This is a genomic window from Pseudoalteromonas sp. S8-8 (genome assembly GCF_000497875.1).
Taxonomy (GTDB): domain Bacteria; phylum Pseudomonadota; class Gammaproteobacteria; order Enterobacterales; family Alteromonadaceae; genus Pseudoalteromonas; species Pseudoalteromonas arctica.
Genome location: NZ_AUTR01000069.1, coordinates 1 through 22,465 on the forward strand (window position 1 = coordinate 1; position 22,465 = coordinate 22,465).

Here is a 22,465-nt window from a genome sequence, read left to right on the forward strand (position 1 = left end):
CGCAAAAAAGCAAAACTAGAACGCGCAAGCAAACGTATTATTGAACGCCACCAATCACAAGATGGACTGGGCGAAGAGTTGATAACTCAGGACTTAAAACAAAAAGAAAAGCTGGATAGAAGTGCAGGTAAAATCACCGAGTTTTTAGCCACTCACGAAGAGAAAACAGGCAGTAAAGGCAAGCCTGTTAAAAGTAATATCACTGACCCAGATAGTGCGAAGATGACGACCTCAAAAGGGACAATTCAAGGCTACAACGGCATCGCGATAAACGATGATAAACATCAAATCATCCTGCAAGCACAAGCGTGGGGCTCAGTGGGCGAACAACAAACTTTACAGCCAGCCGTTGCACAATTAAAACAGCAGCTTGCTAAACTCAATACAGAAAAAATGGCAGATAAACACACCATCAAATTTACCGCAGACAGTGGGTTTAACAGCGAAGTAAATCTTGAGTTTATGGCGCAAAGTGGGTTCGATACCTACATTGCGGATAACCAATTTAGAAAACGAAATCCGCTATTTAAAGACAGCGAAACATACGAAACAGAGCAAGAAAAACGGCGACTAAAACGCAGCAAAGGCAAGCCTCGGTTATTTACCTCAGACGATTTTCATTATGATGAGACAACGCAAACATGCCGCTGCCCTGCAGGCAATGCCATGTGGCGAAGCGGGGTCAATGTAAACAGCCATAACCAGCAATACACGCGATTCTGTGGTTACTTAAAAGACTGTAAAACATGCCCGCTACAGCAGCAATGCATGCGAAAACCACCGATAGAAAGAGGACGACAAGTGCAGTTTATAAATAATGAATCGCGCAAAAAGCTGAGCTATGTCGATAAGATGAAAGTTAAAATAGACAGCCCAATCGGACGACGACAATACAGCAAACGGCTCGGCTGTATTGAACCGGTGTTCGGGAATATTACAGTGAACAAAGGCATGAATAAATTGACCTTACGGGGTCAAGCGAAAGTAAATGCGCAATGGCAATTGTATTGCCTTGTTCATAATATAGAAAAGCTGAAAAATACGATACATTAAAAAGGGGAAGCCCTTTTAACCTAAATTAAAGCCACTCAAACACCCGTAATCCCTTCCAAAACGCCAATTAAAACAATATCAAACACTTCTATATTCTGCATAAAAATATAGTAATCAATTGAACCAAAATAGGAACTCAGCTATGGTTTGTTTATCAATAAAAACAAATTTAAAAACGAGTTAATCTACAGGCTCGTTATATGCAAAAGGAGAATCGCGTATGAATATCAATGCAACACTATTAGGAGAGATAATATTTATCTCTGGGATCGTTATCGGCGTCCTTAGTTATTATTTGGCTAAACGTAAAACTAGCACACCTAAAATAGCTACATTTATAGGCGTGCTATTAGCATTTATTCCGCCACTCGGTTTAATTTATATTGCCATTCTAGTGTTAAAAAATGACATTAATCAAAACAATACTACTGAGGCTGTTGAGTAATTTGCATATAACAAACAAATTATGGCGCGACGCGCAAACAGCGCGCGCCGCATATTCGAATCGTTATACGTCGAACAGGCATCAAGGATGATTTTTAATAAATTCATGAGAGTATTCAAAGAAACGAAAGGGATGCCAAAGTTATTCCGGTTTCAGCATATGCTCAACTCAATTACATATTCACTGATGGTGCTTTTTGCTTTCTGGCCTTGGCCAAACGGAGAGTATTCGTTGAATGGGCGCAGCCTTACTTATCAAGAATTTTGGTTAACAGGTATGGCACCCGGCTTTCTGTTATTTAGCATACTAATCATTGCAATTTGCTTTGCTTCAGTGAATAAACACTGGGCTGGCCGTGTTGGTACTTTTTTATACTGGGCATCTATTATTGCCTTCATGTCTTTTTATTCTTTAACTGGGGTTGTAATAGGTGGGGCAATAATAGCTGTTTGGGCGTACTATGTGTTCTATAGCACTGGCATGAGGCAGTTTTTTGTTCAATCAAACGTATAACAAAAAAATTAAGTTCGCCCGCTGCGCGGGCTGGGACACAAACATGTGGGCTGCTCACTTCGTTCGGATTTTAGCCCACATGCCTGCGCCCCTTATTTAAAAGTTATGTAACCAAGGAAGAATCGTGAAATTCTGGAGAAACTCGTCCACAGAACATTATCCAATGTGGAAAGCATTCTTAATGTACATCTGGGTAATACCTGGAGTTCCGATAGGAACTTTTTTAGGTGTTTATTTCTTAGAGGCTCGTAATAGGAGCGATGATGAATTATTACTTAGCTTGCTTAACTATCGTTTAGATTTTACTTTGATTATTTTATTTGGTGTCGGTTTTATCCTTTGGGTTTGGTCTATTAGAGCTTTAAGTAAGCCTGTTTTTCAAATTCATCAAAATAGGTTGTACTTTTACGGTTATGGCTTTTTTAAAGATGACATTGCACTTGATTCACTTCAAGAAATACGCTCCTATAATCTTGGTCCGCTGGGTCACCTAATAGACTTTAAATCTAAAGTCGGTATTACCTTTAGATCTTTTGCTTTTCTATCAAACATTAATAAAAGTAAATTAGAAAAGTTTTTTGAGGAAAGTGGTATAAAGGTTACATAACAAACCATTCAAGCAGGACATTGCTCCTCACCCGTTTTAGTGGACACCTCCTCATCACTTTGAAGAGGCTAAAATGCCTAAATATACTCAACCTAGGAAGACATGGTTTTATCCAGTTAATTTCAAAATCAAAGTGTAGTGGCATAGTGATTTTGGCCACTATTTACATACAAACTTGTATAAAACCAAGTGGGGATTTTTTATGCCTTAGTTTTATTAAAAACGCCCACTAATGTTAAACTACAAAAAATTTAATTACTTAATATTACCATGGCATTTTACATTCCTTTATTACAACCTTACTTTAAGCACATTGAAGTTGGCGATACGTTAACATCACTTTGGAGTGGGTGTGGCAATATTGTGCAGAAACTAGAATAAACTAGACACCCATCCTAAATTTTGCACTTTTCGAATTTAGAGGCTAGCCTTTATTTAGTGTAAAAAACAAGCAGGGTGTCATATGGCTATCGCAAGAAAGCGTCAAGTAAGTTTGGTTGATACAAAATACTACCACTGTATTTCGCGTTGCGTTCGACGTGCATTTTTATGTGGGGAAGACCGTTTTACTGGTCAATCTTACGAGCATCGACGAGGGTGGGTTGAAGATAAGCTGCTTGAATTAGCCAGAGTGTTTTGTATTGATGTATGTGCTTACGCTGTAATGAGTAACCACACTCACTTAGTACTGTATGTTGATGATATTAAAGCAAATAGGCTTAGTGATAAAGCGATTGTTATTCGCTGGCATAAACTCTGTAAAGGCACATTGCTAACGCAAAAATATGTACAAGGTGAAAAGCTAAGTAAAGTTGAACTCATCTTTTTCAATCAAACGGTTAAACAATACCGAGAGCGCTTATCAAGTATCAGTTGGTTTATGCGGCTATTAAATGAAGACATTGCACGCAGAGCAAATAAAGAAGATAACTGCACAGGCCGCTTTTGGGAGGGGCGCTTTACGTCTCAAGCATTATTAGATGAAGCAGCACTTGCGGCCTGCATGGCCTATGTAGATTTAAACCCTATTAGAGCTAAAATGGCTAACACCCCAGAGGAGTCAGAGCATACCAGCATCAAACAGCGTTTAACGTATTCAAAAGAAGGCAAGCAACCAAAACAACTACTGCGCTTTGCAGGCATGCCACGTCAAATTATGCCAAAAGGACTCCCGTTCGAGCTTAAATCGTACCTTGAACTTGTTGAATTAACAGGACGTTGTATACGAGAAGATAAGCGAGGGTATATTGAGATTACACACTTGCCTTTACTAGAAAGGGTGAATATATCTCCAGAAAACTGGTTAAAGCTTACAACCCAATTTACGCGCGTATTTCATGGCGCAGTGGGCAGGCCAGCGTCACAAGAAGGTTATTGTGAAAACTTAAACCGAAAGCGGCGAGCGAATATCAGTAACTGCGAAAAGCTACTGGCATAAAACTTAAACTATTCAGTAATAAATCATAACTGCATCATGCAGCCATTTCTATGCGTGTAATTTAGGTTTAATAGGGTTAATGACTTATTTAATGGATAAAATAAAAGTCACTCAGCAAAAAAAGATTAATTCAGAATCTGAATGGCGAATTTAGTGGCACAGTTTTGTTTGTTATATTAGAGTGGATGTCTAGTTTACTGTATTCTTCAGGCGATGTTAGCTACGAGCGCGATAACAACGGGAACGTTAAAACCTTAACAGCTGGTAATGTAATTCATCGTTATGAGTACAACAACCAAAATCGCCTCGAAGAAGAGCAGCTATTTGTGGGTAATGAGCTACCTCTAATGCTTAATTATAAATACAATGCTTTGCAACAGCGTGAACAGTTAGGTTACCCAGATGGAACTATTGTAAACTTCAAACCCAATGGTTTTGGTGAGCCAACAGAAGCACAAGTGTATAAAAGTGGAAATGTTGATTTAAGTTTTGCGAAAAGTGCAAGCTACTATGCTAATGGTACACTGAGTTCGTTTACGTATGGTAATGGTGTTAAGCATCAAACAACACTATATGCAGATAGCCTACTACCAAAACAGCTTAAAGACACAGGCCCAGCTGGCAGTAATATACCTAGTACTGTTATGGCTTTAACCTATGATTACGACAATAATGCAAATGTAACGTCGATTATTGATAGCCAAAACAGCGCCTATAGTTTAACTAATTTACAGTATGACGACCTTGACCGCTTAACCAGTACCACTGGTGGTTCAGGTATTGGCTCGAGTGAAATGCACTACGATGGGCTCGGTAACATTACGTACTATAAAAATAAGAATAAAACACTTAATTATACCTATGATTACGCTAAAAATCGTTTATCTAAAGTAACCGGCGTAAGTGGTCGATATGGCTCAATAGGTTACGATACCCGAGGTAACATCACTAATAATGGCGCATACACGCTGAGTTTTAACCGCGCTAATCAGCTTACTTCAGCCAAAGGCAACAGCTATTTATATGATGGTCATAACCGCCGCGTAAAACAGGCAGATGCTAACGGTACAAGTTATTCAATGTACAGCCAAGATGGTACATTGCTGTACAGAGAAAAAGGCGACACCATAACCGGCAGCGGCACTAACTATATTTACTTAGGTAAAAAACTGATTGCCAAATATGGTGATGTAACACCGCAAACAGTGAATGAAAGCCGTCAGCATGCTCGTCCATTTGGTGAATCGATAGAAGCCCCCAAAGATGATGTAGGGTACACAGGGCATAAATTCGACACCGACTTAGGGTTGAGTTATATGCAGGCACGATACTATGATCCAGTTATCGGGCGGTTTTATAGTAATGATCCGGTTGGGTTTAAGAATGTTCACAATTTCAATCGTTATGCTTACGCTAATAATAATCCATACAAATATGTTGATCCCGATGGAATGGACACGGTGATTGCATTAAAAGCATATCCAATCGGGAATGCACCAATTGTAGGAAAGTTTGGGCATGCCTTTGTAGAATACAAAGATACGGAAACAGGTGAAACTAGAATAACCCGAGGCGGCCCCAGTGGTGAATATCCAGGTGGAGCATCTGGTGCTATCATGGATAGCAGTTATGAAGGCGTGAATTTGGTTGCCAATGATTCGCCAGCTTCTGTTAATGTAGACTTCAACCAACCAGGAACTGAAACTTTATCTTCAGTTACTGTTGAAGCAACAATGGGAGAAGTTCAAAAATCGGTTGGGGCTTTTAATAAGGGTGTAAATCAAGCTAAAATTCCTTACCAACCTAGGGGGCAAAATTCTAATACTTATGCTGGGAACGCTTTTGAACATTTAACTGGCCAGGAAGCAAAAAACACATCTGAAATTGCATTACCAGCGCTAGAGAAGGATTTAGATAAATGATTAAAATATCAACGATAGCAGGATTTCTTATTTTATTCATATTAATTGGATTTAAGAGTTTGGAGGTTAAAGCTATGGAATTTTGTCCAATAGACATTGAAATTGAAGCAAGAGAAACTTTGGGTCTCGGTGATAGTAAAAGTATTAAAATGAGTGAGTTACTGAAGGTAACACTAAAACTTAAGTTAGTATCTGAAGTTGCAGAGATAGACGATGAACCTTTGAATTGCCAAGCTCCTAAATTGGAAAAAGATCATATCGCATATATGGTTTATGGCGGTCATAATGAAACCAAAGATTATGTTAAAGCCTATCTGGTCGTAGCAAACTCAATAGATAGTGAAGTTTTATACATAGACAAGCGTTATATGTATAAAACACCCAAACCATTTTAAACTTTTGAACCCAAAGCCCCGTAAGGGGCTTTATTTTTGGCTAATAAAATAAACAAGACACCCATCCTAAATTTTGCACTTTTCGAAGTTAAAGGCTAGCCTTTATTTAGTGCAAAAAACAAGCAGAGTGTCTTATGGCTATCGCGAGAAAGCGTCAAGTAAGTTTGGTTGATACAAAATACTACCATTGTATTTCACGTTGCGTGCGTCGTGCTTTTTTGTGTGGTGAAGACCGCTTTACAGGTCAATCTTATGAGCATCGACGAGGCTGGGTTGAAGATAGGTTGCTCTTATTAGGAAAAATATTTTGTATTGATGTATGTGCTTATGCCGTCATGAGTAATCATACGCATTTAGTATTGTATGTTGATGATAAGAAAGCGAATAGGCTAAATGATAAAGCGATTATTATTCGCTGGCATAAACTCTGTAAAGGCACATTGCTAACGCAAAAATATGTACAAGGTGAAAAGCTAAGTAAAGTTGAACTCATCTTTTTCAATCAAACGGTTAAATAATACCGCGAACGCCTAGCAAGTATCAGCTGGTTTATGCGATTACTAAATGAAGACATTGCCCGCAGAGCGAACAAAGAAGATAACTGCACAGGGAGGTTCTGGGAGGGCAGATTCAAATCGCAAGCATTACTAGATGAAGCAGCACTTGCAGCTTGTATGGCCTATGTCGATTTAAATCCCATTAGAGCTAAAATGGCTAACACACCAGAAGAATCAGACCGTACCAGTGTACAAAAGCGCTTAACATGCGCCGCAGAAGGTAAACAGCCTCAACAGTTATTACGTTTTGCAGGTATGCCACGTCAGATTATGCCAAAAGGACTCCCGTTTGAGCTTAAATCGTACCTCGAACTTGTTGAATTAACAGGACGTTGTATACGAGAAGACAAGCGAGGATATATTGAAAGTACTGGAGAATAAACAAGACACCCATCCTAAATTTTGCATTTTTTAAAATTAAAGGCTAGCCTTTATTTAGTGCAAAAAACAAGCAGAGTGTCTTATGGCAATCGCAAGAAAGCGTCAAGTAAGTTTGGTTGATACAAAGTACTATCACTGTATTTCACGTTGCGTGCGTCGTGCTTTTTTATGTGGCGAAGACCGTTTTACAGGCAAGTCTTATGAGCATCGACGAGGCTGGGTTGAAGATAAGTTGCTCGTATTAGCAAAAATATTTTGTATTGATGTATGTGCTTATGCCGTCATGAGTAATCATACCCATTTAGGAAAAATAATTTAGGAAAAATAAACAAGACACCCACTCTAAATTTTGCACTTTTAGAAGTTAAAGACTAGCCTTTGTTTAGTGTAAAAAACAAGCAGGGTGTCTTATGGCTATCGCGAGAAAGCGTCAAGTAAGTTTGGCTGATACAAAATACTACCACTGTATTTCGCGTTGCGTGCGCCGTGCATTTTTATGTGGCGAAGACCACTTTACAGGTAAGTCTTACGAGCATCGACGAGGCTGGGTTGAAGATAGGTTGCTCTTATTAGGAAAAATATTTTGTATTGATGTATGTGCTTATGCCGTAATGAGTAATCATACGCACTTAGTCTTGTATGTTGATGATAAAAAAGCGAATAGGCTAAATGATAAAGCGATTATTATCCGCTGGCATAAACTCTGTAAAGGCACATTGCTAACGCAAAAATATGTACAAGGTGAAAAGCTAAGTAAAGTTGAACTCATCTTTTTCAATCAAACGGTTAAATAATACCGCGAACGCCTAGCAAGTATCAGCTGGTTTATGCGGCTATTAAATGAAGACATTGCTCGCAGAGCAAATAAGGAAGATAACTGTACCGGCAGGTTTTGGGAGGGTAGATTCAAATCGCAAGCATTACTAGATGAAGCAGCCCTAGCGGCCTGCATGGCGTATGTCGATTTAAACCCGATTAGAGCTAAAATGGCTAACACTCCAGAGGATTCAGGCCATACCAGCATCAAACAGCGTTTAACGTATGCAAAGGATGGTAAACAACCAAAACAACTACAGCGCTTTGCAGGCATGCCACGTCAAATAATGCCAAAAGGGCTGCCGTTTGAGCTTAAATCGTACCTTGAACTTGTTGAATTAACAGGACGTTGTATACGAGAAGATAAGCGAGGGTATATTGAAAGTACACACTTGCCTTTACTAGAAAGGGTGAATATATCTTTAGAAAACTGGTTAAAGCTTACAACCCAATTTACGCGCGTATTTCATGGCGCAGTAGGCAGGCCAGCCTCACAAGAAGGTTATTGTGTAAACTTAAAGCGAAAACGGCGAGCGAATATCAGTAACTGCGAAAAGCTACTAGCATAAAGCTTCAACTATTCAGTAAAACTATTCATTAATAAATCATAACTGCATCATGCAGGCATTTTCATACGTGTAATTTAGATTAAGAGTGTAGTGGCATAGTGATTTTGGCCACTATTTACATACAAACTTGTATAAAACCAAGTGGGGCTTTTTTATGCCTTAGTTTTATTAAAAACGTCCACTAATGTTAAACTACAAAAAACTTAATTACTTAATATAGCTATGGCATTTTACATTCCTTTATTACAACCTCACTTTAAGCACATTGAAATTGGCGATACGCTTACATTACTTTGGAGTGGATGTGGCAGTATTGTGCAGTGCCAGCTTGATGATAAAGCCTGCGTTATTAAAGCGATTAAAATACCCAGTTATATACACCATCCTAAAATTAAACAAAGCGAATTTGCACTTAAAAGAAAGCAGCACTCGTATAGTGTTGAATACACATTTTATAAGCTTTATAGCCAACATTTACCAGTACATGCGCAAAGTATTGAATGTATAGGTGCAATTAATAAAGACGATGAATACGCGCTGGTGTTTAAAAACTTTACCAAACATGGGTTTACTCAAGCAGGGCCACAACATGTTAAAGCTATATTAAGGTGGCTTGCACACTTTCATGCGTTTAACTTAAGTAAACCCGCTGAAGGGTTATGGCAGCAAGGCAACTACTGGCATTTAAGCACGCGCCCAGATGAGTTTAATAAACTAAAAGATAACCTTGATAAAAAGTCCGATATTAAAAATGCTGCACATAAAATAGATGAGCAGCTACAAAGTTGTGCGTACAAAACGCTAATTCATGGCGATGCAAAACTTGCTAACTTTGCAGCAAATGAGCACGATAAAATACTCGGTTATGATTTTCAGTATATAGGTGCAGGTTGCGGGATAATTGATGTAATGTATTTTATGACCAGTTGCTTAAGTGATGCACAATTACACGGATGCGCTGATGAGTACCTTGCGTATTATTTTGATAATTTAAAGGCTGCTATTACAACTTATCACCCTAAAGCACCATCAGGTAAAATAGCTGACGATTGGCTCGCTTTATGGCCTGCTGCATGGACTGACTTTTATCGGTTTTTGGCTGGGTGGAGCCCTGAGCATCAAAAAATAAATAGCTATATGCTTAAGCAAGTAAACAGCTGGTTAGCGGGTAACATTTAATAAACAGGTTTTGCTAGTCTCTTGCATAAATATCAAGCAAAACAATACATTTTGGCACGATGTATGAAAATCTCTATAAAACTACAGGTCAAATGACCTTTTTTAATATAAAATACTGCAAATTCTTGTATCAGTAGGTTTATATCATGGCTATTCACGTTATTTCTCACCCTCTTGTTCAACATAAACTAGGCCTAATGCGAGCGCATGGTATTAGTACTAAAAGCTTTCGTGAATTATGTTCTGAAGTTGGCACCTTATTAACCTACGAAGCAACTAAAAATCTACAGTTAGAAGATAACGAAATTACAGGCTGGGATGGAAACAAGCTAAAGGTTGAACACATTAAAGGTAAAAAAATTACCGTAGTGCCTATTTTACGCGCTGGGCTTGGTATGATGGATGGAGTTATGCAGTTATTACCAGCGGCTAAAGTAAGTGTTGTTGGTCTTGAACGCAACGAAGAAACACTCGAGCCAGTACCCTATTTTGAAAAGCTAGTAGGTAATATTGATGAACGCCTAAGCCTAGTTATTGACCCTATGCTTGCAACGGGTGGCTCAATGATTGCCACAATCGATATGCTTAAAAAAGCAGGCTGTAAAGAAATCAAAGTCATTGTACTCGTTGCAGCACCAGAAGGTGTAGAGAGAACACTTGCCGCTCATCCAGATGTAGAAATATTTACAGCCTCAGTAGATAGTCACTTAAACGAAAAGGGCTATATTATCCCTGGTTTAGGCGATGCAGGCGACAAAATATTCGGCACTGTTTAGGAGTCTTAAGTGCAAAATAATGACACCTTTTCAATAAAAACTATTTTAACGGGCGCGCAAATGCTGTTTGTAGCATTTGGTGCACTGGTATTAGTACCGCTTTTAACGGGCTTGGATCCTAATGTTGCGCTTTTTACCGCAGGCATTGGTACTTTGCTGTTTCAGGTAGTGACTAAAGGCCAAGTGCCTATATTTTTAGCTTCATCGTTTGCCTTTATTGCTCCCATTATTGCCGCTGTGCAAATGTGGGGCGTACCGGCCACTATGGGCGGCTTAATGGTTGCAGGTTTTGCTTATATGCTTTTAAGCTTATTAGTAAAATTTAAAGGCGTTGCAACGCTTCATAAAATTTTACCGCCTGTTGTTGTAGGCCCAGTAATTATGGTTATTGGTCTTGCGCTTGCTCCTGTTGCTGTAAATATGGCGATGGGTAAAAGTGGCGACGGCAGTATTCAAATTATTGATTACACCAGCGCTATTTATATTTCGTTGTTCTCGTTAGTGGTTACGCTTATTTTTGCAGTATGGGGAAAAGGCGTATTTAAGCTTATACCTATATTAGCAGGGGTTGTAGCGGGTTATTGTTTATCGCTTGGTATGGGCGTTGTGCAATTTGACGCAGTGACTAACGCACAGTGGTTTGCTGTACCAAACTTCACTTGGCCTGAGTTTAAATGGCAGGCTATTTTGTTTATGGTACCTGTAGCAATCGCACCTGCAATTGAACATATTGGCGACATGATGGCTATTAGCCAAGTAACCAATAAAGATTTTTTGAAAAAGCCTGGGCTTCACCGCACTTTATTTGGTGATGGACTTGCTACTTCTGCAGCATCGTTATTTGGTGGCCCGCCTAACACTACATACTCAGAAGTTACGGGCGCTGTAATGCTTACCAAAAACTTCAATCCTAAAGTAATGATGTGGACAGCCGTTATTGCCATTATTTTAGCGTTTGTAGCTAAAATGGGATCTGGTTTGCAAACTATTCCTGTGCCAGTAATGGGCGGCATTATGATCCTACTTTTTGGCTCTATTGCTGTAGTGGGTTTAAATACACTGGTTAAGTCGGGCGATGATTTAACAGCACCACGCAACTTAAGTATTGTTGCACTTATTTTGGTGTGCGGTATTGGTGGTATGCATATTGGTGGCAGCCAATTTAGCTTAGAGGGCGTAAGCCTCTGCGCTATTTTAGGAATAGTACTTAACTTAGTACTACCAAAAGCAGAACCTGAAAAAGTTTAATTTTGTACATTAGGTAAATGGATTGCACCATAATGGCGCATTTTGAATGCGCTATTTTTTTAACCTATTAATAAATATATAAAAATAATAATGGTCTAGTACCTGCATTTAACTCCCAGACGCATTGTATGCAAAGGAGTAACTATGTCAGAGGCCAATATTGTGGATATAACCCCGTTTTTAGCAAAACACCAACTGCCTTTAAAGTATCAATATTTGAGTGAGCAATATTTTGTTCCACTCGCGCATGACATCCTCGAATCTAAAAAAACAAATACTCCTATTTTTGTTGCCATAAATGGATGCCAAGGCTCAGGAAAAACAACACTCGCTGATTTTTTAGTTACCTGGTTTTCTAAAAACACTCCGTTTAATAGTGTTGCATTGTCGATTGATGACTTTTATTTAGCAAAACAAGCACGTACTGAGCTTGCCAAAGATGTACATCCTCTTTTTACTACTCGCGGAGTACCGGGTACTCACGACGTAGCGTTAATGAATAGCACAATAACTAACTTACTTGCAGGTGAGGTAAACATACCGCTTCCGCGTTTTAATAAACACGAAGACGACTGCGTGCCAGCAAGTGATTGGCTGACAAACAAAAAGCCCGTTGATATTATTATTTTAGAAGGGTGGTGCGTAGGTAGTGAGCCACAACCACTGTTTTCATTGAGTGAACCGCTTAACGAATTAGAGCAACAACTTGATAAAGAAGGCGTTTGGCGCCGCTGTGTAAACAGCTGTTTGGCAAACGAATATAAAGCTGTTTTTAACCTAATTGATTATACCGTTATGCTAAAAGCACCGAGTTTTAGTGATGTTTTTACATGGCGACAAGAGCAAGAACAAAAGTTAATAGCCAAAAAAGGTGAAGGCTCAGGCACCATGACTAACGAGCAATTGGTGTATTTTATTTCTCATTTTGAGCGCATTACGCGTGAGAACTTAAACACACTGAGCGCTAAAGCAAACGCTTTAATTGAACTTGATAGCAACCGCGATATTAGCGGTATGCACCTAACGAGTGATGACACACTTCAACCCATTATTTTTACAGATTTGGACGGTACATTACTCGATCACGCCGATTACAATACCAATAATATCAGTGAGTTATTACAGCAGCTGCAAAATGCACATATTCCTGTGGTGTTTAATACCAGTAAAACTTTTTGCGAAGTTATAGAGCTTAAAAACGATTTAAATATTCAACAGCCTTTTATTGTTGAAAACGGTGCAGCGGTATTTATTCCAGAAGATTATTTTGAACTTAAGCCTATTGGTTGCAAAAAAATAGGCGCTTACTGGTGCTACGCAATGGCAAAGCCGCTATCGAGTTTATTAGATGATCTAAATACTTTAAAGGCAGATTATAAAGCACATTACAAATTGTTTAGTGACTTATCGAGTGAGCAAATATCAGAACTTACAGGGCTCGATGATGCGCAAGCAAGACGCGCACAAACCCGCGATTATTCAGACCCTCTTTATTGGTATGGCAACGACGAATTACTCACAGCCTTTGTAAACGATGTTGAAGCACTCGGCTACGATATAAAAATTGGTGGGCGCTTCATTCATATTGCCAAAAATACCGATAAAAGCGCTGCACAGCAGTGGTTAGTTAAACAGTTTACCCATCATTTCAGAAAGCCTCTCACGGTCATTGCATTGGGTGATAGCGATAACGATAAGCAAATGTTAGAGCATGCAAATATCGCCATTATTATCGCCAATCCGGCGAGTAAAAAACCGGTTAAATTGTCGCACAATAAAGCACGATACTCTCAATCGCCAGCACCGCTGGGCTGGATTGAAGAAATAACATCGTTGCCGTGCATTAGCAGTATTTTAAGTATTTCTGAGGAGCAAAAGTCTCATGGCTGATTTTTATCAAAATGGCATTATTACTACATTACATAACATTGCCGACAGACCAATTGAGGATCTAGAAAAAGAGCTACTTACTTTTAGCAAGCAGCGCCCAATGGGATTAATACTTCCTTCGTTATTTAGTGAACTCGAAGGCCCTGCACTGCAAAATATAGTTAGCGAATTACGCGAAGTACCGTATTTATCGCAAATTACCATAGGCTTAGATAGAGCCGACGAAGCACAGTATCGCCATGCACTTGGTTTTTTTAAAGAGCTAAACCAAAACCATAAAGTATTATGGAACGACGGCCCACGCTTACAAGCACTTGATAAAGAATTACAAGAGCTAGGCGTTGCACCGCGTGAGCTGGGTAAAGGCCGTAATGTGTGGTATTGCATGGGCTATAAATTAGCAACAGCAGAGGTGGAATCTATTGCGCTGCATGATTGTGATATTTTAACCTACGACAGAAGCTTACTTGCTCGCTTAATTTACCCCGTTGCGCATCCGCGTTTTAACTATGAATTTTGTAAAGGGTTTTACCCGCGTACTGCGAATGGCAAAATTAATGGCCGTGTATCGCGCTTATTAGTAACGCCTTTGCTTCGCTCCTTTAAAACAATTTTAGGCAATACCGACTACCTTGAATATATGGACTCTTTTAGGTACCCACTTGCAGGTGAGTTTTCGTTTAGACGCGATGTTTTAAACGATATTCGCATTCCAAGTGACTGGGGCCTTGAAATAGGCGTACTGAGTGAAATGTATCGTAATTACTCCCATAACCGCTTATGCCAAGTAGATATTGCAGATAATTACGATCATAAGCACCAAGAACTTTCACTTGATGACCAAAGCGCAGGCTTGTCTAAAATGTCGATTGATATTACTAAGGCATTGTTTAGAAAGCTGGCAACACAAGGTGTTACTTTTACCAGCGAAACAATTCGTTCATTAAAAGCGACTTACTATCGTATCGGGCTAGATTTTATTGAAACCTATCACAACGATGCGCTTATGAACGGGTTAACGCTTGATGTACACCAAGAAGAAAAAGCAGTAGAAATGTTTGCACAAAATATTATGGAAGCAGGGCAACACTTTTTAGAAAACCCAATGGAAGCGCCATTTGTGCCAAGTTGGAACCGTGTTGTATCAGCAATGCCAGACGTACTTGAGCGCTTAAAAGAAGCCGTAGAGCTAGATAACGAAGAATATAGTTAACCTGCGTGCAGGTTAACTAGCCTATAAGTCTAAACAATAAATATTAGGGGCGCATGTGATTTCAGTTAGCGAATTATTTTTACAACGAGTAGAGCAACATCTTCATATTATTTATGAGGGGGTTGAGCTGCCTTTATCGGTTACTGAGCTAGCTCAGCAACTCATTAAAATTATATTAGGTAGCAATGCACTGCGCGACCCGACCCCCCATACAAACAGATGGGATGAACAAGATATAGTATTGATTGCTTATGGCGATTCTATTATTAAACACGATGATAGTGAATTTGCCGTATCGAGCCCAATGGAGGCACCGCTTAAAACACTACACAGGTTTATAAAAGAGCAATGTGATATGCAGTTAAATGCGCTGCATATATTGCCATTTTACCCGTACAGCTCAGATGAAGGCTTTGCCGTAATGAACTACGTGCAAGTTAACGAGTCGCTAGGTGATTGGAATGATATTCAAAATATAGCTAAAGATGTAAAACTCATGGCAGATTTAGTTATTAACCACTGTTCAAGCAGAAGTGTATGGTTTGAGAACTTTTTAAATGATTTACACCCGGGTAAAGACTACTTCAAAACGGCGAGCTTAACGGATGATTTAAGCCAAGTTGTACGCCCGCGAACCTCATCGTTATTAAATACTGTAACTACGCCAAGCGGCGAAAAACATGTGTGGTGTACGTTTAGTCACGATCAGGTTGATTTTGACTTTGGCAATCCTGATGTACTTAAAGAGTTTGTGGGAATAATTAGGCATTATTTAGACAATGGCGTGCGTTTGTTTAGGCTTGATGCGGTTGCATTTTTGTGGAAACAGCTTAATACAAGTTGCATTAACTTGCCGCAAACACATGAAGCAGTAAGGCTAATGCGAACACTTATTGAGCACGCAGAGCCCAGCGTAGTTATAATTACCGAAACCAATATTCCAAACCAAGAAAACCTATCGTACTTTGGTAACGCTAACGAAGCGCACAGTATTTATAACTTTGCCTTACCGCCATTGTTGCTTCATACATTACTTAGTGGTGATAGTACTGCAATAAAGCATTGGATGATGAGCATGCCGCCTGCGCAAAATGGTACGGCATACTTTAACTTTATAGCCTCGCATGATGGAGTAGGGCTCAGACCAATTGAAGGTTTACTACAACCTAGCGAAGTGGCGTCACTAGTAAGTACAACCATGCAGTTTGGTGGTCGTGTATCTATGCGTACAAGTAACGATGGCACACATACACCGTACGAGCTAAATATTGCTTTATTTGATGCACTACAAGGGACGCACAATGGCCCCGATAAGTTTGGCCTTGAGCGATTTATGTGTGCTCACGCAATTATGTTTGCACTTGAAGGTATCCCAGGGCTTTATATTCATAGTTTGTTGGGTACAACTAACGATTACGACCGATTTGAAAATTCACAGCATAACCGCGCTATTAACCGCCATCGTTGGCAAGAATCAAAGCTACTGGCTGCAATTGGTGAAAAGTATAGTCATCATCATAAAGTGTTTAACGGCATAAAAAGCTTATTGGCAGTACGCAAAAAGCAGAGTGCCTTTCACCCAAATGCTACACAGTTTACGCTGCATTTAGCGGGTGGGTTATTTGGTTTTTGGAGACAAAGCATTGACAGGCGCCAAAGCATATTTTGTGTTTATAACATTAGCGATAAACCACAAACACTCACATTGGCCGACTTAAACTTAATTAACACCCAAAAGTGGTTTGATTTGGTTGCAAATAAAACGATTGAAGAAAGCCAATTAACGATAGAGCTAGAACCATACCAAAGCGTGTGGCTGAGTAATATTAAATAAGACCTATTAAAAAGGCTCGCACTGCGAGCCTTTGTTTTAACTAGGGCGTGTTGATCTTTGTGGATTGAAATTTGTTCAATCTAGGGGCGATTAAATCGCGACGCGAGGTTTGTAACCTAGTGGGCTAAGTAAAAACCGAGCAACAAAGAGTTAATCGTCCCTAGAAAGAACCCTTCGGGCAGCGCATGTTTGGTATTTATGCTGCGTTATCGCCTATTTATGGGGAATAACCACACTACATAGGCTCTGCCTTGCCTAAAAACCAAACATACTGCTGCAAATTCACCCACCAATGATCAACACGCCCTAATAAGTTATTTTATTAATTATAAGCTGTAGCTTAAGTTAATGTAGCCAAAGCGGCCAATGTTATCGTAACTTGCGCTACCCGCGCTTGTACCACGTGAACCGTACGGAAGTTTACGGTTAAATACGTTATCAACACCTACTTTAACGCCTAAACCGCTATTAAAGTTGTAACCTACAGTCATATCAGTAATAAAGTATTTACCATAAGACATTTGATTACTTGGGTTAGGGTTGCTATCAAGTTCAAAATTTGTGTATAGCTCTACTTCACTCAAAAAGCGTGTTTCAACTGTTGAGAAAAAGTTATCCATAACATAACTTACAGATAAGTTAGTTTGCCACTTAGCTTCACCTGTAGTACCTGCGTATTCAATGTAGTTACTAGGGTCGTCTTGGAACGGGTAATCTTTACGTTCAATTAAGTAAGTACCAATTAAGCGTGTTTTAAAGCTACCTTCAAGCGCGTCAAAGTCGTAACCTAGTTCAAAATCTACCCCTGATGCCTTTTGACCGGCAACGTTTAGTACTGAGTTTTGAATTAAAGTAATTTCACTATTAGTATTACGTGTAATTAAGTTACAGTATTGATTGTTTATACCTGTTGCGCTATCAACACAGCGATCAAGAATGTCTTGCGCATTAATTGTGTCAATTGCATCTTCAAGTTCAATTTCCCAGTAATCAATAGTAAGTAGCGCATTTTCTAAAAACTCTGGTTGGTAAACAATACCTACAGTTGTACTTGTTGACTCTTCACCTTTTACATCGCGGTTACCACTGCTTAAACCATCTAATGAGGCTGCATCGTAACCTGAGTTAAAGTCACTCGCTACACCTAACGCGGCACAATTTGCAGTGCGGGTTGCTCCGTTTGATAAATCACCTAGGTTGTCAGCGCGACACGGGTCGTCTACATTGTAGAAAGTTTGGCTTGCTGCACCAAATACTTCACTAATGTTAGGCGCACGAAGCGCAGCAGATTGTGTTACACGTACACGTAGCTCATCATTTACAGTCCAATCAAGGCCAAGTTTCCAGCTAGTTGCTTCGCCAATCGTACTGTAGTCAGCATGACGTACTGCAGTATCAAACACTAAGTCTTGAATAAGCGGTAAATCAGTTAAAATTGGCATCGTCGCTTCAAAGAATACTTCGCGAACATTAAACGAGCCTTTATCTTCGCCCAGAGCGTTAAAGAAAGTACCTTCAGCGTTATCAGGCTCTTTTGTTTCGCTTTCTTCTTTACGGTACTCAGCACCAAATGCAACACCTACATAGCCCGCTGGTAATTCAAAAATAGCGCCATTAGCAAGTGAGCCAGAAATAACTGTTTGCTTAATAGTTGATGTGCCAACAGATACCGTATTAATGTAATCAATGGCTTGTTGAGATGGCGAACCAAACCCCATAATATTTACAGGAACACAGCCATCAGCTTGGGCTGCAGCACTACGACATACTACGTTACCATTTGTATCTTCAACTGCATCAAGTGCATTAAAGTAGTTGGCTACAATCATGTTAGCGCCGTTTTCACGCTCTAGATCAGTTTGGCCATAAACAACTGATGTATCTAATTCCCAATCTTCAAATACAGTACCTTTTAAGCCGGTAACAAAGCGCGTTGTTTCACGCGTATTGTTTTCAATGCGGCGGCCAAGGTCGGTCATCATGCGGTTAACCATGATCGAATCAACACCTTGTTCTTCCATACGCGCTTTGATGGCTGGGTCTAGGTAAGGGTTGTCGATTTTAATGCTGTTTTCATCGTCAAAGAAGAAAAATGCAGGTTGGCCTATGCTTTCACCTTGGCTGTTTACATATTTAGCATCAAAGTAAACGTTTAAGTCGTCGGTAACATCGTAGTTAACTTTAAAGTTTACGTTGTAACGCTCAAACTCAGGTTGAATTTCTTCAAATTGACCTAGGTTGAAAAAGTCACATTCTGCACATGAATACAAATCTACATTATTACCTATGTATAAATCACGGGCGCTGCTGTCAGGGTTAAAGCTATTGATAAACTTAGTTGAATCTTCGAGTGCGTAAACACCCGCGTTATTAATTGCGTAATAACCTGCATTTGGCGTTAAAATTTTATCAGGAAAGTCTAAGCTATTTGTATCTTCACCAGGTAAAACTTCTCTGCGTAAACTACTAAACGAAGTGCTAGTCCAAGGGTGATCAAGCGCGTTTAATGAATCCTGGCCTGAGTACTCAATAGCAAAAGCTGCATTACCACGATCGTTATCAAAGTTAGAGCCGTATGAGAACGTCGCTTTTTCGTTGTTGTAGCTGCTTAAATCGGCAAAACCACGTGTAACGCTAAAGTCCATGCCTTCAATGTTGTCTTTTAATATAAAGTTAACAACACCTGTTACCGCATCAGCACCGTATACAGCAGATGCACCACCAGTAATTATCTCTACACGTTCAACCCATACACTTGGAATCGTGTTGGTATCTACAGATTGAGAACCTGCAGAGCTTGATACATGACGCTTACCATTTACAAGTACCAAAGTACGATCTGTACCCATGTTACGTAAATCAAGAATATTTAAACCCGCAGTACCAATAAAACGGCCTGAGTTAGCCATAGAATATGTATTGCCAAGTGCAGGTAAGTTATTTAGCGCTTCACCAATGTTTACTGCGCCAGTGTTCATTAGCTGCTCGCCACTGATAACTGTAACAGGTGCAGGCGCAATAGCACCTTCACGTAAAATACGTGAACCCGTTACTTCAACACGTTCAATTTTTGTTGCTTGCTCATCTTGTGCAAGCACAGAATTACTTGCTGTTGCAGCAGCAGTAATTAATGCACATTTAATGCTAGTAGAAAGTAAATTATGACGTTTCATTTGATTCCCAGAGAACATTTTATAGTAATTAAATACAATGTAGTTTTATCCAAATGCAGTTTGTATTTGGATAAAGCCCTATAACTTTTTTATGAGGGCGGCGATTATTGCATGCTGATTATTTTATTAAAAGCAGCTAACTCACTGTAAAATAAGCAACTTGAAATAACCTGAAGAACTTTTATTGTGTTTTTTGGTATTAATTACAAAGGCCCTTTAAATGATTTACTGAGGTGTTTTTACATTTAGTTTTTCTTATATATTTTAGTTATTAACATTGGTTTTTATTTGTTAAATTTTAAGTTGTTTTTTAAGTCAATTTTTTGCGGTTTATAATTATTCACATATTAATTTTTATTTATATGAAGTTGTCAGCGAGTGTTATATGTACTTATTTGTAAAGTTTATGTGTGTTATTACTCTTTTAAAGTGATTTTTATTAGGTGTTTTTTATTCAAAAAAATCGTTATTTGAATATTTTTCACTATTGCGGCTTTAAAATGATTGATTTGTAAACCCCCTTTACAGCTCAAAGTGCTCATAACAGCTCGTAAAGTTACTTTGCTACGTAAACTTGATACAATTTAGGTGTTTTTAATTAATAGGTTTGACCATGAAGTATTTAGTTATTATTTTTACCTTTGCGTTTAGTTCAATGTCTTTTGCGCAGCAAGAAGTCGATCTTGAAGTAAATATGAAAAACACGGGCCTTGCATATAAACAAGCGGTGCAGGCAACTCAACTTAGTGAATTTAATACTGCGATTGATGAATTTATAAAGCTGGTTAAAGTGAGTAAAACAGGTAAGTTTTACAAAAAACATGAGCAGTCATTGCAGGGCCTTGATAAAGTGATTGCTCAAGCTGAACTTGCAAAAAAAGCAGCAAACGAGCAGGGGCTAAGTGCGGCAAAAGAACCACTGAAAAATATAGATAATTTACGTAAAAAATATCATGAGTTACACGAGCCTCCAGGGTTCTTTGAATTACTGTTCGGTTCATAAACCTAAACTATATGTATCTTTAGTAGCTACTTTTAAGCTAATTGCGTTAAAGGTATCTGCAGCAATAAATATAAGGAAACACAATGGAAATTTCAGTTTCAATGTTAGAAGGCCAAAAGCAAAGCGCTAAATTTGGCGACCTAGAAGTAATAAGCGATCAAAGCGTAAACGCTGGTGGCAATGCAGAGTATCCAGAACCGTTTGATTATTTTTTAGTAAGTATGGTTTTATGTGCAGGTTTTTATGCGCGTAAGTTTTGCGAGCAGCGTGATATTTCAACGCAAGGTATGACGCTTACTCAAAATAACGAAAATGTAGATGACAACGGTAAAAAGCTATTTTCAATTGAGATTAACTTACCAGAAGGCTTCCCTGATAAATATAAAAAGGCGCTTATTGCAGCCGTTAATACCTGTACGGTAAAAAAAGTAATTCAGGCAGTACCAGAGTTTTCAGTAGTGGTAAAATAGTCCCCCTAAATTAGGTAGCTTAAGCAAGCTACCTAATTATATGTTGAGCATCCCCGTTTAACTTATTTCTTTTTCAGTCCTTGTACTGCTTTAAAGCGTGGGTTTTTTTTACAAATTACAAATACGCGGCCTTTGCGTTTTACAATTTGACACCCCGGACGTTGCTTGGCACTTTTTAGAGAGCTTAATACTTTCATACCTTTTCCTTTTTAACAGTCGATAAACTTTTAAAACGACGATTAAACTGCGCAACGCGGCCATCTGTAGCGGTTGTTTTTTGCTTGCCTGTATAAAATGGGTGCGAGTCACTTGATACATCAATAGGTACGTATGGATATGTATTACCGTCTATTTCTATTGTGCGGCTCGTTTTTATGGTTGAGCCAATAATAAAGTAAGAATCGGCAGCGGTATCGTGAAAAGCAACCACGTGGTAATCAGGATGAATATTTGGTTTCATAATGCGCCTCAATAAATGATATGTGATAATATATCATTTAAATTTAACGTATTTATTCTCCCATTGCAAATTATTTAAATGTTCCTCAAAAAGGCCGTAATTGCTGGCTATTTGCGCAAACAAATCAAAAAATAAGCACTTGAATCAAAAATGCTGGCTATTGGCGTTTAGGCTGTTATAACTATATTTAAGAGTTAAAACGTTAACAAATACGGTTATAAAGTTATTACAGAGGTTATGTATGAGTGACGCAACACAACAACAAGAACAAATTGATCAAGGGGTGATGGAAACCCTAAGAGAGCGCGACCACAGTACCTTGGCGCAACAAGTAAATCCTTTAACCTGCAACCACAATGATATTGTAGAGTTACTAGCAAGGTATATGGCACTAAGCGAGCAAGAAGATGATGAGCTGTTTGATGATTGGTTTGATAACCTAACTAAAGAGCAACATACTGTTTTAAAAGTATTTGAAGTTTACCGTGGACAATATGAGCACCAAAATTAAAGTGTTTATTTT

General features: G+C 39.0%; 19 protein-coding genes and 4 pseudogenes. 20 read left to right on the forward strand and 3 right to left on the reverse strand.

Annotation, left to right across the window (positions count from 1 at the left end; all coding sequences use genetic code 11):
* The 17 genes and pseudogenes from L659_RS01000000123110 to L659_RS0120515 form a co-directional block, all read left to right on the forward strand.
* A partial coding sequence (locus L659_RS01000000123110) for a transposase (protein ID WP_024589690.1) occupies window positions 1–1,053 on the forward strand: 1,053 nt, incomplete at its 5' end.
* Between the two features lie 220 nt (window positions 1,054–1,273).
* Window positions 1,274–1,498, forward strand: a complete 225-nt coding sequence (locus tag L659_RS0120445) for a hypothetical protein (protein ID WP_024591715.1) — start codon at window positions 1,274–1,276, stop codon at window positions 1,496–1,498.
* 87 nt (window positions 1,499–1,585) lie between these two features.
* Window positions 1,586–2,011 carry a hypothetical protein gene (locus L659_RS1000000123280; protein ID WP_024591716.1) on the forward strand — a complete coding sequence of 142 codons (426 nt, stop codon included), beginning with the start codon at window positions 1,586–1,588 and terminating at the stop codon, window positions 2,009–2,011.
* Window positions 2,012–2,135: 124 nt separating this feature from the next.
* Window positions 2,136–2,618 carry a hypothetical protein gene (locus L659_RS0120455; protein WP_024591717.1) on the forward strand — a complete coding sequence of 161 codons (483 nt, stop codon included), beginning with the start codon at window positions 2,136–2,138 and terminating at the stop codon, window positions 2,616–2,618.
* A gap of 270 nt (window positions 2,619–2,888) precedes the next feature.
* Window positions 2,889–2,987 (forward strand): annotated as a pseudogene (locus L659_RS1000000123975) (kinase); the annotation flags it as partial.
* Between the two features lie 94 nt (window positions 2,988–3,081).
* Window positions 3,082–4,056 (forward strand): transposase, encoded by a 975-nt coding sequence (locus L659_RS0120460; protein WP_024591718.1) that lies wholly within the window; start codon window positions 3,082–3,084, stop codon window positions 4,054–4,056.
* A 164-nt stretch (window positions 4,057–4,220) separates the two neighbouring features.
* Window positions 4,221–5,978, forward strand: a complete 1,758-nt coding sequence (locus L659_RS1000000123980; RefSeq protein WP_024592114.1) for an RHS repeat-associated core domain-containing protein — start codon at window positions 4,221–4,223, stop codon at window positions 5,976–5,978.
* Window positions 5,975–6,373 carry a hypothetical protein gene (locus tag L659_RS0120470; RefSeq protein WP_024591720.1) on the forward strand — a complete coding sequence of 133 codons (399 nt, stop codon included), beginning with the start codon at window positions 5,975–5,977 and terminating at the stop codon, window positions 6,371–6,373. The genes L659_RS1000000123980 and L659_RS0120470 overlap by 4 nt, the downstream gene beginning before the upstream one ends.
* A gap of 134 nt (window positions 6,374–6,507) precedes the next feature.
* Window positions 6,508–7,299: pseudogene (locus L659_RS01000000123115) on the forward strand (transposase); the annotation flags it as partial.
* 94 nt (window positions 7,300–7,393) lie between these two features.
* Window positions 7,394–7,615: pseudogene (locus L659_RS0120480) on the forward strand (Mobile element protein); the annotation flags it as partial.
* Window positions 7,616–7,721: 106 nt separating this feature from the next.
* A pseudogene (locus tag L659_RS01000000123120) lies at window positions 7,722–8,696 on the forward strand (transposase).
* Window positions 8,697–8,918: 222 nt separating this feature from the next.
* The gene (locus L659_RS0120490) at window positions 8,919–9,875 is read left to right on the forward strand and encodes a phosphotransferase (RefSeq protein WP_024591722.1); all 957 of its coding nucleotides are present in this window, start codon (window positions 8,919–8,921) and stop codon (window positions 9,873–9,875) included.
* A 146-nt stretch (window positions 9,876–10,021) separates the two neighbouring features.
* Window positions 10,022–10,651 (forward strand): uracil phosphoribosyltransferase, encoded by a 630-nt coding sequence (gene upp, locus L659_RS0120495; RefSeq protein WP_024591723.1) that lies wholly within the window; start codon window positions 10,022–10,024, stop codon window positions 10,649–10,651.
* A gap of 9 nt (window positions 10,652–10,660) precedes the next feature.
* Window positions 10,661–11,899: a uracil-xanthine permease family protein gene (locus L659_RS0120500; protein WP_007580880.1), complete on the forward strand. Its 1,239-nt coding sequence runs from the start codon at window positions 10,661–10,663 to the stop codon at window positions 11,897–11,899.
* Window positions 11,900–12,043: 144 nt separating this feature from the next.
* Window positions 12,044–13,789, forward strand: coding sequence for an HAD-IIB family hydrolase (locus L659_RS0120505; protein WP_024591724.1), 1,746 nt, complete (start codon window positions 12,044–12,046; stop codon window positions 13,787–13,789).
* Entirely contained in the window at window positions 13,782–15,002 is a 1,221-nt protein-coding gene (locus L659_RS0120510) for a glycosyl transferase (protein ID WP_002958673.1), read from the forward strand. The genes L659_RS0120505 and L659_RS0120510 overlap by 8 nt, the downstream gene beginning before the upstream one ends.
* 55 nt (window positions 15,003–15,057) lie before the next feature.
* On the forward strand, window positions 15,058–16,836 hold the full coding sequence (locus tag L659_RS0120515) for a sugar phosphorylase (RefSeq protein ID WP_024591725.1): 1,779 nt from the start codon (window positions 15,058–15,060) through the stop codon (window positions 16,834–16,836).
* 326 nt (window positions 16,837–17,162) lie between these two features.
* On the opposite strand, the gene L659_RS0120520 is transcribed toward L659_RS0120515, so the two are convergent.
* Window positions 17,163–20,009 (reverse strand): TonB-dependent receptor domain-containing protein, encoded by a 2,847-nt coding sequence (locus tag L659_RS0120520; protein ID WP_024591726.1) that lies wholly within the window; start codon window positions 20,007–20,009, stop codon window positions 17,163–17,165.
* A 613-nt stretch (window positions 20,010–20,622) separates the two neighbouring features.
* Here L659_RS0120520 and L659_RS0120525 point away from each other — a divergent pair.
* A complete protein-coding gene (locus L659_RS0120525) occupies window positions 20,623–21,012 on the forward strand; it encodes a cytochrome b562 (protein ID WP_024591727.1) in 390 nt (129 codons plus the stop codon).
* A gap of 83 nt (window positions 21,013–21,095) precedes the next feature.
* The gene (locus L659_RS0120530; protein WP_024591728.1) at window positions 21,096–21,482 is read left to right on the forward strand and encodes an OsmC family protein; all 387 of its coding nucleotides are present in this window, start codon (window positions 21,096–21,098) and stop codon (window positions 21,480–21,482) included.
* Between the two features lie 62 nt (window positions 21,483–21,544).
* Here L659_RS0120530 and ykgO read toward each other — a convergent pair whose 3' ends face one another.
* Both ykgO and L659_RS0120540 read right to left on the reverse strand, forming a co-directional pair.
* Complete coding sequence (gene ykgO, locus L659_RS0120535) at window positions 21,545–21,679, reverse strand: type B 50S ribosomal protein L36 (RefSeq protein ID WP_024591729.1); 135 nt, start codon at window positions 21,677–21,679, stop codon at window positions 21,545–21,547.
* Window positions 21,676–21,942: a type B 50S ribosomal protein L31 gene (locus tag L659_RS0120540; RefSeq protein ID WP_024591730.1), complete on the reverse strand. Its 267-nt coding sequence runs from the start codon at window positions 21,940–21,942 to the stop codon at window positions 21,676–21,678. The genes ykgO and L659_RS0120540 overlap by 4 nt, the downstream gene beginning before the upstream one ends.
* A gap of 241 nt (window positions 21,943–22,183) precedes the next feature.
* Between L659_RS0120540 and L659_RS0120545 the strand changes: the two genes are divergently transcribed.
* A complete protein-coding gene (locus L659_RS0120545) occupies window positions 22,184–22,453 on the forward strand; it encodes a hypothetical protein (RefSeq protein ID WP_007580861.1) in 270 nt (89 codons plus the stop codon).
* The last annotated feature ends 12 nt before the right edge of the window (window positions 22,454–22,465 follow it).

Coding starts and splice junctions, on each gene's coding strand:
- L659_RS0120445 (WP_024591715.1), top strand. CDS start 1,274: ATGAATATCAATGCAACACTATTAGGAGAGATAATATTTATCTCTGGG.
- L659_RS1000000123280 (WP_024591716.1), top strand. CDS start 1,586: ATGATTTTTAATAAATTCATGAGAGTATTCAAAGAAACGAAAGGGATG.
- L659_RS0120460 (WP_024591718.1), top strand. CDS start 3,082: ATGGCTATCGCAAGAAAGCGTCAAGTAAGTTTGGTTGATACAAAATAC.
- L659_RS0120470 (WP_024591720.1), top strand. CDS start 5,975: ATGATTAAAATATCAACGATAGCAGGATTTCTTATTTTATTCATATTA.
- L659_RS0120490 (WP_024591722.1), top strand. CDS start 8,919: ATGGCATTTTACATTCCTTTATTACAACCTCACTTTAAGCACATTGAA.
- upp (WP_024591723.1), top strand. CDS start 10,022: ATGGCTATTCACGTTATTTCTCACCCTCTTGTTCAACATAAACTAGGC.
- L659_RS0120505 (WP_024591724.1), top strand. CDS start 12,044: ATGTCAGAGGCCAATATTGTGGATATAACCCCGTTTTTAGCAAAACAC.
- L659_RS0120510 (WP_002958673.1), top strand. CDS start 13,782: ATGGCTGATTTTTATCAAAATGGCATTATTACTACATTACATAACATT.
- L659_RS0120520 (WP_024591726.1), bottom strand. CDS start 20,009: ATGAAACGTCATAATTTACTTTCTACTAGCATTAAATGTGCATTAATT.
- L659_RS0120525 (WP_024591727.1), top strand. CDS start 20,623: ATGAAGTATTTAGTTATTATTTTTACCTTTGCGTTTAGTTCAATGTCT.
- L659_RS0120530 (WP_024591728.1), top strand. CDS start 21,096: ATGGAAATTTCAGTTTCAATGTTAGAAGGCCAAAAGCAAAGCGCTAAA.
- ykgO (WP_024591729.1), bottom strand. CDS start 21,679: ATGAAAGTATTAAGCTCTCTAAAAAGTGCCAAGCAACGTCCGGGGTGT.
- L659_RS0120540 (WP_024591730.1), bottom strand. CDS start 21,942: ATGAAACCAAATATTCATCCTGATTACCACGTGGTTGCTTTTCACGAT.
- L659_RS0120545 (WP_007580861.1), top strand. CDS start 22,184: ATGAGTGACGCAACACAACAACAAGAACAAATTGATCAAGGGGTGATG.